Origin of the sequence: Allocoleopsis franciscana PCC 7113 (assembly GCF_000317515.1) — a bacterium.
Classification (GTDB): Bacteria; Cyanobacteriota; Cyanobacteriia; order Cyanobacteriales; family Coleofasciculaceae; genus Allocoleopsis; species Allocoleopsis franciscana.
Map to the genome: position 1 here is coordinate 7,217,545 of NC_019738.1, position 13,708 is coordinate 7,231,252.

Consider the following 13,708-nt stretch of genomic DNA (forward strand, 5'->3'; position numbering starts at 1 on the left):
GCTTTTAATCTCTCCAGGCACCTACAGGTTTACATCACCGTGAATAGCATCAATATTACCGATTGACTTACCACCTGTCTGTTGCCCCGTTACCTGTCCTTTAGTATTTTGGATAGTTTGATTAATTTGTGTGCCCGAAGTTGCTTCAGATTTCTCCTGCATAATTTGAGCGATCGCTTCTGCTAACTCTTGGTCTTCGTCGAATAACTTCTTCAATTGCTTCTGAAAGACCTTTCTATAATCTTCATCCTCTGGATCTGTAGATACTAAGTTAACCGCACTCTTGGCATCTTCCTTGGCTTCAACTTTTGGCTGTAACTTGCCCCAAACTTTCTTCGCTTTGTTCCAAGAATCTTCACCAAATTTAGTCGCAACACTTTCGGCTGATTTCTCACCGAACTTAATCAGAAAGGGTAGAAAAGGAGTCAAAAAAGCCGTTAGCGCGATAACATCCATATCCTCTATTCTCTCCCTCAAAATTTCTCTTCGTTGCTCAACTTATAATTTTCTACAACTGCCGTTTGTCGTATTCCTGAAAAATCCTATTTAACAACCAAATTACCGTTGGGAGTTAAACGTCTGGCAATCTGGGGGTCTAGACCAAGGATTTTGAGGAGTAACATCCGGTGCGTGAGCCACCAACTCTACCTCACCTTTGGCATTCCTCACCCATCCCGTCGCCTCAACCAGTGGCGATTGAGGATGAGTCGTTGCCAAGTCTCGCCGTTTCCTTTGGGTATCTTCTCTCCCTACCCTTCTTGGAGGGCGTAAATCCCGCCAAACGGTCTGACCTCTAAGCGTCTGAGTCGGGTCTTCGGGTAAACCGCCTCGTCCAGTAACAACAAAGCTACTCCCACTGTCAGCCGAGCATCCCGTGGCAACTAACCCTGTCACATCAACGACCTCAACCGGCAATTCCACTAATCCCTGAGAGGGGTCAGCACCCAGTTGGTTAATTTCCACCACACCATTGACTCCCAAGGTTGAACTCGCTGTAATCGAACTATCGGGGGACACAAAAATTCCTTGAGTTGTAATGCGGATATTCCCGCCAGCGCCTTGGAAGGCATTGGCATTAATGCTGCTTTTCTCAAAAAGCGCTAAAACACCAGCCTTGATGGTAATATTGCCCCCATTGCCACCGCCTGTATCCTCAGTGCCAGCCTGAGTGGAGATTTGACTGCCGTTACGCAGCACTAAATCTTGTTTTACTTGCAAGTCAATATCCCCACCTTGACCTAAGATACTGGTTGCACTCATCCGTCCTTGATTGTCCAGCAAGATAGAGTCAGCCCTGACGTTCAGGTCGCCCGGTAACCCTGTAGCTGTACTTCTGACACCGATTTCTGCTCCATCCCGAACCGTTAACCGCCCAGTTTGAATCGTCAAGTCACCTGCCTTTCCCGCACCACGGGTATTCGTTTCGATGGCGCTAGGCACAATGCCATCACCAATGATGCCGAAAGAAACCGCTTCGACAGAAGGAGCAACACCTGTCGCAAAGCCGCTGACATCAACAGACTCAGACGCATTTACATTTAATGTTCCTGCGGTTCCACCACTACCCGTTGCCCCTGAAATTTGGGCACCGTTTTGCACCGTCAATCGCCGCGAAGTAACCGTTAAGTTCCCTGCTGAAGAATTCCCAGGTTGCCCTGGTACAGTCAGCAGCGAGGTAGACGAGAGCAACCCCCCTATAAACCGACCATCAGCCGATATACCGCTGAGTTCGACTGTATCAGCCGTGACAGTCAAATCACCGCCTCGCCCCGCCCCCGCCGTCGAGGTTGAAATTTGGGTGCCGTCGGCAACCACAAGCTGATGGGTGCTAACACGGATATCACCCGCATCGCCCTTACCCAGCGCTGTCGTAAATAAGCCCCCAGGAACCGCGACTCCGGCGGGAGTTCCCCTCATTTCTACCGTATTAGCCGTTACGGTGATACTGCCCCCTGTACCTGTACTGGTAGGCCCTGGAGTGGTACTCAGGGAGGAGCCATCTAAGAGTCGTAACTGCTTAGCGGTAAGGTTTATATTGCCTGCATTGCCCGTGCCAGCCGTTCCTGTAAACACGAGGGTACCATGGCTGAATTCGGCTAACTCAGAAACCCGAAAAGTTAAATTTCCTCCATTGCCATTGAGCAAAGCTGGGGTAAATAGGTTGGCACCGTTTTGAACTTTCAACTGACTCGCGTCAATTGTCATATCCCCAGCTTTGCCGCTACCCACGCTCAAGCTATACAAACCATCACTAAGGCTGAGGGGGTTAAAGGTTCCTGTCAGTAGCTGTTGCGATGTGACAAAAGGAGTCGTTCCGGTCAGTTCTACCGTATCAGCGCGGACAGTCAGATTTCCTGCCGCACCCGAACCAAAGGTAGATGTAGACACAAAGGCTCCCTCTTGCATTCGGAACTGATTGGCCTGTATGTCGATACCCCCACCGTTAAAATTACCAAAGGTATCAGCGACCAGCCTAGAACCTTGAGTCAGGGACACTTGCCCTCCCCGCAATTGAATCGTACCCCCGCCTAAGCCACTGGCATTGACTGCCGCGCCAGATAGTTCGATGTTCCCAAACGTCTGGATACCTTCATATCCCAAGACCAAACCGGTTGCGGTAGGCGTCAGGCTAACTAAACCAGGACTGGCGACGCTACCCAGTTCAATCCGTCCTTGGAATGCCGTCAGGTTTCCTGTGTTCAAGCTCAAATCACCGCCCACAAGCCCCAGCGTTTGACCGGGCGGCACCTGAAGACCGGCATTATTGCTACCCTGAGATTGGTTGAGAATACTGCCTGGATTTGACCCGAATTGTAAGCCAATCGGGACATTAATGGTTAGCAAAGGTGGAACTTGGGGATTGGTGGCGCTGAATTCACTGCTATCAGAAAATTTGACGCTATTAGCTGTACTAGCGATAAAAGAACCACCCAGATTTAACTGAGCATTAGCGCCAAAAATAATGCCCTTAGGATTAATCAAAAATAGGTTAGCTATGCCTTGAGAACGCAGCGTACCATCAATATTAGAGATGTTCCCTCCGGTGACGCGACTGAAGATGTTTTGAATATCTAAAGCGTTGTTAAAAACAGCCTCTGAACCTGTGGGAACAGAAAAGTCTTGAAAGCTATGGAATAAATTGCTACCGACTCTAGTCCCTCCCTCAATCAGGCTGGTGTTGCCGTTAGGAGTAACAACTGTATTGTTTGGTAGCGTGATATCTGGTACAATCTGGGACTGGGCTAGGCTAGATGTAGTGACCAAACACAAGCCAATACTGCTAGTGATCCAGAGGGCACGATGGCGTGATTGCCTTAAAAAACAGCCCATAATTTTTTAGTTTTTTGGTTATTATCTTTGCCCAGGTAGATGTCACACGGCTGGTCTTGAAAAGGCTGAACAATGAAGACCTGTGCTGATTCCCTATTGACCCATAGTTTTATTCAGATCGTCCCACTGGGAAAGACGTTATCATCCACCTTAAAAAAGATATAAACCCTTACTGCGACCGAATTCCAGGATGGGAATTAAAACCCTGGTGAATTCGGATTTTTGCAGATTTCCTCCTACGTCTTAAGGGTGATGCGTTCTATGCTACTTCAAGAATAGCCAAATCGGTAGTCTTGTTCTGGGTGATCTCAGCAAGAAATTAGAGAGGTGATCGCCTCTCTAATCTCAGAATTCTCAGAGCATCCAGACCTGTTTCCAACGAGGAACGTTGATGTCTTTCTCGATTAGAATGATTGGCCCGCATAAACAGAGCGAACTTCACCATTGCGTCGAATCACAGCTTCCTGGTTGGCGATCGACACTAACGTCCAGCCACTATCGCCAATGGCTTCACCGACGAAAATATATCGGGTAACACCACCTGCATTAAACAACGCCGCCGAGCGATCGCCCTGTTCCATTACTCCGACAAGAGTGTGTTTGTTCGCAGATGTCGGTAATTGAGCAACTGGTGCCGTCGGGATAATCACAGAGGGAGGCAACGCAGGCAACGCGGGTAAAACCGGAAGGGTTGTCGGTGCTGCGGCTTGAGGAGAGGCAGGTGCCACCCGTTTGGCAGCAGGGGAAGGGCTGGGTGCTGCCTGTCTGGCAGCAGGAGTAGGGCTAGGTGCTGCCCGTTTAGCAGCAGGAGAAGGGCTGGGTGCCGCCCGTTTAGCAGCAGGAGAAGGACTTGGGGCTTTGGCTCCTGATGAGGGCGCTGGTGCAGAGAGGGTAGGGACTGGGGGTCTAGCTCCTGCTGAGGGTGCCACAGGAGCAGCAGGGTTCTGAGGCGGGTAAACCGGGATGTAGACCCTTTCGATCACACGCTGAGGCGGACTCGCCGCCTGGGGAGGATTACCAGAAGGAAGCGCTGGCGGGTTACCCGTAGTACCACTAGGAGGAGTTGTTGCTTGTTGCTTCGCTTTATTCTTGTTGTCAATCACCTCTAGCGATCGCAGCATGTAGTTAGCAAACTGAGCATCCGATTCTGACACCTGGCTGGTATGAACCGTAGGTGTTGGTGTCGGCTTTAGCCACTCCGGCAATGTTAGCCTTTTCTGCTTCACCAACAGCAGGATAATCGACAGACCTAATACGAGAAAACCGATCAGTAATAGGAATCTTTCCAAAGACAAGCTGAACCGATTAGGACGAGAGTCCGATTTGGCTAATACCTGTGTCTCTACCCTCTCACTTAACTGAGAATCCCTTGATTCAGGGCTAGGCGTTTCAGAGAGTTTCTCCGGAGGTGGCACCACTGCCGGGGGAGTGGGAATCTGCGGAATTACAATCGACTTTAAGGAAACATACTCTGGCTTGGCAGGTTCTGTCGGCAACCGATTGCCGCCCTCTAAAATTTGGTCGAGGTCTGAAAATAACTCATCCATCAACCTATCAGCCTCTGCCTCTGCCGACCAAGGCTGGATGGGAGTAGGAGCGATGGATGGCTCTCTTTCCTTTGGGTTCGTACTGACGTTCTGAGACATGGGTTGCTCACTCTCGTGGCTATGGAATTAATTAAAAGGCTCGCTTGGCACTTCCTGTCGCTTAGATTAGCAGCCAAACTACTGATTCTAGAGAAAATTTTCGCAAAAATCTTCAATTCCAGACGTGCCCTGTCTCATCAGGCAGAAAGCAGGAGGCAGAAGGCAGAAGGCACCCATTGCTACGGAACCAAGGAAACTGAACGCATTTCTAGATAAACCAGTAAAGCGTTAACATCAGCTGGGTTAACGCCACCAATTCGAGATGCCTGACCAATTGTCATGGGTTTTACCTTGGAGAGCTTTTCACGGGACTCCTTCGACAGCGTTTCAATTTTTGCATAATCCAAATCGGGCGGTAACTGCCGATGGGCTTGGCGAGAAATCGCATCAATTTGGTTTTGTTGGCGCTGGAGATAACCGGAGTATTTAATGTCAATTTCCGCACCTTCGCGTTCCGCCTGATTAAGGTCAGGATTACTCAATCCATAGCGATCCAGATCGACGTAATGGAATCCAGAACGCCGCAGCAAGTCAGCTAAAGTAATAGACCCTTTAATCTTTTGCTGGGTATCCGATGCGATCGCTTTCCCCAGTTCATCATGTTCCTTTACCCGAATTTCCTGGAGTCGCTGTTTTTCTGCCTCAATTTTTCCTTGTTTTTGGGTATAAAGTTCCCAACGTCGGTCATCGATCAGCCCGATACTTCGCCCTAAGGGCGTCAGACGCCGATCCGCATTATCCGATCGCAACAACAGGCGATACTCAGAACGACTCGTCAGCATCCGGTACGGTTCTCTGAGATCTTTCGTACACAAATCATCAATCAACGTGCCGATGTAGCTACCCTCACGAGGCAGCACAATCATCTCTTGATGCCGAACATACTGCGCCGCATTCATCCCAGCCACCAAACCTTGAGCGGCGGCTTCTTCATAACCCGTCGTCCCATTAATTTGCCCCGCACAAAATAGCCCCTCTACCTTTTTGGTCATCAGAGTTGGGTAGCACTGAGTAGCGGGGAGATAATCGTACTCAACTGCATAGGCAGGACGTAGCATCGCACAGTGTTCTAAACCAGGGAGACTTCGCAACATTTGCAACTGCAATCCCTCTGGCAACCCTGTTGAAAATCCTTGAATATACAGTTCTGGAATATCCCGTCCTTCCGGTTCAATAAAAATCTGGTGGCTTTCCTTATCGGCAAAGCGCACAATCTTATCTTCAATACTGGGACAATAACGCGGCCCCTTAGCATCCACCCAACCCCCATAAACGGGTGACAGGTGCAGATTTTCCCGAATTAGTCGGTGAGTTTCAGCCGTCGTGCGGGTGAGATAGCAATTCATCTGCTCTCGTTCCACCCATACTTCCGGGTCAAAACTGAACCAGCGCACCTCCTGATCCCCTGGCTGAGGTTCCATCTGACTGTAGTCTACTGACCGCTTATCCACCCGTGCGGGAGTACCGGTCTTCAGTCGTCCCGTTTCAAAACCGAGTTGATTCAAGGTTTCCGTCAACCCAACTGCCGCAAATTCCCCAGCGCGTCCAGCGGACATGGATTTATTCCCCACCCAAATGCGTCCACCTAAGAAGGTGCCCGTTGTCAACACAACGGCCGGTGCTTGGAACCCCACACCAAAGTAAGTCTGAACGCCAATGACTTCATCATTCGCTCCCAGCAACAAATCCGTAACCATGCCTTCGCGAATTGTCAAATTTTCTTGATTTTCGACAATTCCCTTCATTACTGCCGCATATTCCCGTTTATCCGTCTGTGCGCGTAATGCCCAAACAGCAGGCCCTCGTGAGGAGTTGAGGACTCGTTTTTGCAGGTAGGTGCGATCGGCCATTTTGCCAATTTCCCCACCCAGGGCATCCACCTCATTGACCAACTGAGACTTGGCGGGTGCACCGACGGCGGGGTTACAGGGTTGCCAAGCGATTTTGTCAAGTGTCAGTGTCAACAGCAATGTACGACAACCTAACCGTGCTGCGGCGAGGGCGGCTTCACAACCGGCGTGACCGGCACCCACAACAATGACATCAAAGGAATCGAGGAATTCTACTGAGGAAGTAAGGGTCATGGCAAACGTCTGAGTAACGAGGACTCATGCTTAATTCTAGCCGTTTGAATTGGCTGCATTCTTTGGGCAGACAGATGCGCTAATGCGATAGGCGTAGGCAATCAATGCTTCCTCTCGTTCTGAGGTGAAGAGGTTAAGACATCAGGTTTATGGCATAAAGATTCAACAAAAGGGTGATAAGTAGTAAGTTGTTCAGCATTCAGGTTGGGATACCTAAATTCCTCAAAAGGAAGGGGGAACAGGGAATACGCAATTTAAATGCATATCAGCTTACAGCTATCTAGCATTGACTTAGGAAAAGTACTATTCACCAAAAAAATAAGGACACCTACTATGCGGATTGAATATCGACTGACTCTCAAAGATTATCAGGAAGCTAGCCAAGCTCACTTTAAATCGAATCGTTTTATCTATTTATTATATTGGTTTGGCAGTATTGCAGGTATTGCTTTTGGAGTTTTTCTTATTCTTGTCAGCATTTTTTCAAGCTATAAAGACTATTTTTTTGGTTTTGTGATGTTCACTTGTGGAATCATCTGTCACCCTTCTTTTAATCTAATTCAAAGCTATCTCAATAGGCAGGTTTGGAAAAGTCAGCCACTTCTACAAGAAGCAATGAATTTTGAATTTACACAAGAATGGATTTACCAGAAAAGTGAAAATTTTGAAAATAAGTTGCGCTGGAAAATTTATATTAAGTTTTTGGAGACAAAAAATCTCTTTGTATTATATCAAGTCAGCAACGTGTTTAACATTTTTCCAAAACGGGCTTTCGATAGTGATGAACAAATAGAGGAATTTCGAGAGTTACTTCGCACAAAGATAGGAACACCTTGTTAAATTACGTGCGATCGCCTTTGCTCGTCTAATGTCTTGAACAGACTAAAGAAACCTTTTCTCAATAAAACTTCATAATCATCCGGGTCATTTTCTCAGATACAAAAAAATGTCCTTAAAGACGAATTTCTTAAAAAAAATTAACAATGCTAGCCCACTTCTGCCCAGAGAAGCCATAATGCCGAAAAATAAGGTTGGACACAAAGGTCAGTGAAGTACTTTTTTCTCTCCGATGGATGGATGGTCGGTCGGGTTTGGGAGTTTGGCGGATTATGGAACATACACTCGTGGCGACGGGAACCCGAAATTCAGCAAATGAACCTTTGTATCCTGGAGCAAGGGGAAAAATTATGGCTTTATCGGGTGGAAGAAGCCGTTCTCATGGTTGAAGTTAAACCGACGCCTGATGCCGCATCCGATTCTGCCAAGAATATTGGCCAGGTTGTCCTTAAACGCCTGATTACGGCTGAGCAAGCCTTAGAGAGACTGGCAACGGCACAGACTTGGTCTAGTCCCCTCTCTATGGACGAATGAAACTCCTTTACCTCAAGGAGTAGTAAGGAGTAGAACTTTCTCCCTTGCCACTCTCTTGTGGCACGGAGAGAGTCATTCTAACCCTATATATAAAAAAACTGAGAGCCTCAACCTCCCTCGCCGCGACCCCATTCCTGCAAAAGGTGTCTGTCTGTGTGTCTTATGTGAATTATTGTTAAGAAAATTGACCCAATATTGGCTGAAACATGGGATCATAACTCTGAGATTGGCTTGCAATCGGCTCTAACAATAGTTACACTTCTTTAAACAATCTTCAGTTTCACGGACTCCGTGTCCGCAAACTACGTTACCTGACCTGGAGTTGATTAAAAAAACTCTACAAAGGGAGCGTCAATTTCTAATATCTTCAGAAAAGAAGCGTCGAAGTAGAAACTTTATCCGAGGAGGAGCGTAGTCAATGGGACTACCCTGGTACCGAGTACACACAGTCGTCCTGAATGACCCAGGGCGGCTGATTGCTGTACACCTGATGCATACTGCTCTGGTGGCAGGTTGGGCTGGTTCAATGGCCCTTTATGAATTGGCAATTTTTGATCCAAGCGATCCAGTTTTGAACCCAATGTGGCGTCAAGGGATGTTCGTCATGCCCTTCATGGCTCGTTTGGGTGTCACCCAGTCTTGGGGTGGATGGAGCATTACCGGCGAAACGGCTGTTGACCCAGGTTTTTGGTCTTTTGAAGGCGTTGCGGCGGCTCACATCGTCCTTTCTGGTTTGCTGTTCCTGGCTGCCGTATGGCACTGGGTTTACTGGGATTTAGAACTGTTCAGAGACCCTCGCACAGGCGAACCGGCTCTGGATTTGCCAAAAATGTTTGGCATTCACCTGTTCTTGTCGGGTCTTCTCTGCTTTGGCTTTGGAGCGTTTCACCTAACCGGACTCTTTGGTCCGGGGATGTGGGTATCTGACCCCTATGGACTGACAGGTCACATTGAACCCGTAGCACCCGCGTGGGGACCTGAAGGTTTTAACCCCTTCAATCCAGGTGGCGTTGTCGCTCACCACATTGCAGCGGGTGTTGTCGGTGTAATTGCGGGTTTATTCCACCTCACCGTCAGACCACCGGAACGGCTATTTAGAGCACTGCGGATGGGGAATATTGAAACCGTACTGTCTAGCAGTATTGCGGCTGTCTTCTTTGCGGCTTTTGTGGTGGCAGGGACGATGTGGTACGGCAGTGCAACAACCCCCATCGAATTGTTTGGCCCGACCCGTTATCAATGGGATCAAGGTTATTTCACACAAGAAATTGACCGCCGCGTACAATCCAGTCTGGCGTCTGGAGCCAGCGAATCACAAGCTTGGAACCAAATTCCAGAGAAGCTGGCGTTCTACGACTATGTAGGCAACTCCCCTGCTAAAGGTGGTTTGTTCCGTACCGGCCCGATGGACAAGGGCGATGGTATCGCTCAAACTTGGTTGGGTCACCCGGTATTTAAGGATGCTGAAGGCCGGGAGTTGACGGTTCGTCGCCTGCCCAACTTCTTTGAAACCTTCCCTGTGGTCTTAACGGATGCCAATGGCATTGTGCGTGCAGATATTCCATTCCGTCGCGCAGAATCGCAATACAGTTTTGAGCAGGCGGGTGTCACGGTTAGCCTCTACGGTGGCGAACTGGATGGTCAGACCTTTAAAGACCCAGCGATCGTGAAAAAATATGCTCGTAAGGCTCAACTAGGTGAACCCTTCGAGTTCGATACAGAAACCCTGAACTCTGATGGTGTATTCCGTACTAGCCCTCGTGGTTGGTTCACCTTTGGTCATGCAGTGTTTGCTCTGCTGTTCTTCTTTGGGCACATCTGGCACGGCTCTCGGACTCTGTTCCGGGATGTGTTTGCTGGCGTGGAAGCTGACATGGAAGAGCAAGTCGAGTGGGGTCTGTTCCAGAAAGTGGGCGACAAGAGTACCCGGAAGAAAGAAGCTGTCTAGAACGGCAATTGTGTAAAAGGTAAAAAGGCGACTAAAGGCTGAAGTGTGAAGCTTAAAATATGAAGTTGGAATGCTGAACTATACAAGCTCATGGATGAATAATCGGGTTGCTTCATTATTTCTGGAGACAAGCACGAGAAATTCATCCTTCACACTTCACCCCTTTTGAGCCTTTTGATTTTTTCATTAGCATGGCGAGTTAGACTGGTAATTGAGCAGATAGTCAGGAATTATTGACATGGAAAGCATTGCTTATATCTTGATTTTGACCTGTGCGATCGCTACGCTGTTTTTTGCGATCGCTTTCAGAGAGCCGCCTCGGATTGAAAAGTAGTTAACAGCGAACGGCTCTTGAGGAGCTATGACGTTAACGCCCCAAACGCAGCGTAGTCGCGTGAGTGTCAAAACTCTAAAACCTTAGTTTGGATATCCTGAGCCTTCAGCAGTCTATTGGTTTCTCGAATTGAGAAAATGAGATAGGCGACGAGGGGTTCAGGTTTTCGCATATATTTACAGTTACAGCATCCGAGTCACAGTTCTCTCCTTGGCCAACTGCCTTTGACTACACCCCGCTCAATCAAGGACTTTTTCTATGCGATGCCCTTATTGTCAGCACACCGACAGCCGCGTTCTTGAGTCCCGTTCCACCGAAGCAGGACAAAGTGTTCGCAGGCGTCGAGAGTGTTTGCGGTGTAAACATCGTTTCACCACTTACGAACGCATCGAATTTGTTCCAATGACTGTGATCAAACGCGATGGAAAGCGAGAATCTTTTGACCGCTCCAAATTATTACGGGGAATTATCCGAGCCTGCGAAAAAACAGAGATTCCTCAAAGAAGCTTGGAAGTATTTGTGGATGAAATTGAGGCTGAATTACAGCAGCAATCCGGACGGGAAGTCACTAGTAATGAAATTGGTGAATTAGTTCTTCGATACTTGCGAGAGGAGAATGAAGTTGCATATATCCGTTTTGCCTCAGTCTATCGGAAGTTTCAAGGCATCCGAGATTTTGTGGAAACTTTAGATCACCTCAAAAGCCATGAGGAACTTATTGAGATATCTCCAAGCCCCCGCACAGTAGATGTGGAGGTAGACGAACAGGAACCATCGGCATCAAGGAGGGTCTCAGAGAATTCAGAAGTAAAAGTGTAAACTATCTCATCAACTATCTCATCAACGAGAAGCGGATAAAGAAACTCTACTAAGGCATCCAGCCTGAGTTATAATTAACTGTCTGCACTTTATTAAATCTTTTAAAATAAGGTATAGACAACGCAATGTAGGTGTAGGTAGATGTAGGCAGCACAATGCCGACGTGCTTGTACATCCACAGGAGGCATAGTCATTACGGAGATAAAACTAGGAAACGCAACGCACATGCTCAGTCAGAAAAGAACCGCTACAGTCGATATTGGCTTCACTCACGACGATTTTGCCGCCCTTCTTGATAAATATGATTATCACTTTAGCCCTGGTGATATCGTCGCTGGTACCGTATTCAGTTTGGAGCCTAGAGGCGCTCTGATTGACATTGGTGCTAAAACCGCAGCATATATCCCGATTCAGGAGATGTCAATCAACCGGGTTGACAACCCGGAGGAAGTCTTACAGTCAAACGAAACGCGGGAATTTTTCATTCTGACTGACGAGAATGAAGATGGACAACTCACTCTCTCAATCCGTCGCATCGAGTATATGCGGGCTTGGGAACGCGTACGGCAGTTGCAAGCTGAAGATGCAACCGTTCGCTCCCTCGTCTTTGCCACTAATCGAGGTGGAGCTTTAGTGCGAATTGAGGGGCTACGTGGCTTTATTCCCGGTTCTCATATCAGCACGCGCAAACCGAAGGAAGATTTGGTAGGAGAAGAACTCCAACTGAAATTCCTGGAGGTCGATGAAGACCGTAACCGTCTGGTTCTATCACACCGTCGTGCGCTGGTTGAGCGTAAGATGAACCGCCTAGAAGTGGGTGAAGTGGTCATCGGTTCTGTGCGGGGCATCAAACCTTACGGTGCATTCATCGATATTGGTGGTGTTAGCGGCTTGCTACACATTTCTGAGATTTCCCACGACCATATCGATACCCCTCACAGCGTGTTTAACGTCAATGATGAAGTGAAGGTCATGATCATTGACTTGGATGCGGAAAGAGGTCGGATTTCTCTGTCTACTAAGCAATTAGAGCCAGAACCGGGGGATATGATCAATAACCGCGATCGTGTCTACGAAAAAGCGGAAGAAATGGCCGAGAAGTACCGGGAGAAGATGCGTGCAGCTCAACAGCAGCAAGTGGCGGCTACTGACGAGCTAGAGCCAGAGCTAGGGCCAGAGGCAGAAGCAGAGCCAGAGCTAGAGCCAGAGTATGAAGAAGAAGTCGTCGCTGCGATCGAAGAATAATTACGTTTTATGTTGGGGGTGGGTTTTAAACACCCAACTGTGTAATGAAGAGGGATTTTCCCTCTTTTTTTATAGGTATGGTGGGGAAGCCCCTGATGTTTTTTGTTGTTTGTACACAGGAGAAATTAGCCCTTGGTTACGATTCGCTGTCGAGACGCGATATTCCCAAACATCCAAGCCATCATTTTTGATAAAGACGGAACCCTAGAGGATTCGCAAATCTTTTTGAGAGAACTGGGGCAAAAGCGATCGCGCCTGATTGACGCGCAAATTCCCGGCATTGGAGAGCCATTATTGATGGCATTTGGCATCAATGGGGAAAAGATTGACCCCGCCGGTTTGATGGCGGTAGGAAGCCGTCGTGAAACTGAAATTGCGGCGGCGGCCTATATTGCTGAAACCGGTCGAGGGTGGTTAGAGTCGTTAGCGATCGCTCACAATGCCTTTGCAGAAGCAGATCACTACCTGAAAGATGCCGCTAACACTACACCCCTGTTTGTCGGTAGCCTGGAAGTTTTGAAATGCCTCTCAGAAGCTGGATTAAAACTGGGAATCCTGTCAGCGGCGAGAACATCAGGAGTACAAGCTTTTGTGCAGCGTCACCAACTCGAACCTTACATCCAGTTACAGCAGGGTGTGGATGAAGGGCCAAGTAAACCCGACCCCTCACTTTTTCTCCAAGCCTGCCAAAGGTTGGGTGTTGAACCTGCCGCTACTCTCATGGTGGGAGATTCTGCTGGGGATATTGAGATGGCACGTCGTGCGGGTGCGGCGGGTTGTATTGGCATCTGCTGGGGAACACCAGAAGCGGCACATTTAGAAGCGGCAGATGTAGCGATTTCCCAACTGGATGAAATCCAAGTAATTGAGTCTTAACCCACACCAGAATGGGCAAGAAGAGTTGACATTTCGTAGGAGAAAAACCTTCAAT

General features: G+C 48.3%; 11 protein-coding genes. 7 read left to right on the plus strand and 4 right to left on the minus strand.

Translation table 11 applies throughout. The features are described 5' to 3' along the window. Positions 1-21 precede the first annotated feature (21 nt). From MIC7113_RS29730 to mnmG, 4 genes are all read right to left on the minus strand, one after another. Positions 22-456 carry a hypothetical protein gene (locus tag MIC7113_RS29730; RefSeq protein ID WP_015185899.1) on the minus strand — a complete coding sequence of 145 codons (435 nt, stop codon included), beginning with the start codon at positions 454-456 and terminating at the stop codon, positions 22-24. A gap of 102 nt (positions 457-558) precedes the next feature. Further along, positions 559-3,330, minus strand: coding sequence for a two-partner secretion domain-containing protein (locus MIC7113_RS29735; protein ID WP_015185900.1), 2,772 nt, complete (start codon positions 3,328-3,330; stop codon positions 559-561). 404 nt (positions 3,331-3,734) lie between these two features. Continuing rightward, positions 3,735-4,976, minus strand: a complete 1,242-nt coding sequence (locus MIC7113_RS29740; RefSeq protein ID WP_015185901.1) for a hypothetical protein — start codon at positions 4,974-4,976, stop codon at positions 3,735-3,737. Positions 4,977-5,155: 179 nt separating this feature from the next. After that, a complete protein-coding gene (gene mnmG, locus MIC7113_RS29745; protein WP_015185902.1) occupies positions 5,156-7,060 on the minus strand; it encodes a tRNA uridine-5-carboxymethylaminomethyl(34) synthesis enzyme MnmG in 1,905 nt (634 codons plus the stop codon). A 333-nt stretch (positions 7,061-7,393) separates the two neighbouring features. Here mnmG and MIC7113_RS29750 point away from each other — a divergent pair, with 333 nt between their 5' ends. The 7 genes from MIC7113_RS29750 (at position 7,394) to MIC7113_RS29780 (ending at position 13,653) form a co-directional block, all read left to right on the plus strand. Continuing rightward, positions 7,394-7,900, plus strand: a complete 507-nt coding sequence (locus MIC7113_RS29750; protein WP_015185903.1) for a YcxB family protein — start codon at positions 7,394-7,396, stop codon at positions 7,898-7,900. 207 nt (positions 7,901-8,107) lie between these two features. Continuing rightward, the gene (locus MIC7113_RS29755; protein ID WP_015185904.1) at positions 8,108-8,431 is read left to right on the plus strand and encodes a hypothetical protein; all 324 of its coding nucleotides are present in this window, start codon (positions 8,108-8,110) and stop codon (positions 8,429-8,431) included. A gap of 418 nt (positions 8,432-8,849) precedes the next feature. Continuing rightward, positions 8,850-10,379, plus strand: coding sequence for a photosystem II chlorophyll-binding protein CP47 (gene psbB / locus MIC7113_RS29760; protein WP_015185905.1), 1,530 nt, complete (start codon positions 8,850-8,852; stop codon positions 10,377-10,379). A 238-nt stretch (positions 10,380-10,617) separates the two neighbouring features. Further along, positions 10,618-10,713: a photosystem II reaction center protein T gene (locus tag MIC7113_RS29765; RefSeq protein ID WP_015185906.1), complete on the plus strand. Its 96-nt coding sequence runs from the start codon at positions 10,618-10,620 to the stop codon at positions 10,711-10,713. Positions 10,714-10,971: 258 nt separating this feature from the next. Next, complete coding sequence (gene nrdR / locus MIC7113_RS29770; RefSeq protein ID WP_015185907.1) at positions 10,972-11,532, plus strand: transcriptional regulator NrdR; 561 nt, start codon at positions 10,972-10,974, stop codon at positions 11,530-11,532. Between the two features lie 225 nt (positions 11,533-11,757). Further along, entirely contained in the window at positions 11,758-12,777 is a 1,020-nt protein-coding gene (locus tag MIC7113_RS29775) for a 30S ribosomal protein S1 (protein WP_015185908.1), read from the plus strand. 132 nt (positions 12,778-12,909) lie between these two features. Then, entirely contained in the window at positions 12,910-13,653 is a 744-nt protein-coding gene (locus MIC7113_RS29780; protein ID WP_015185909.1) for an HAD family hydrolase, read from the plus strand. Positions 13,654-13,708 lie beyond the last annotated feature (55 nt).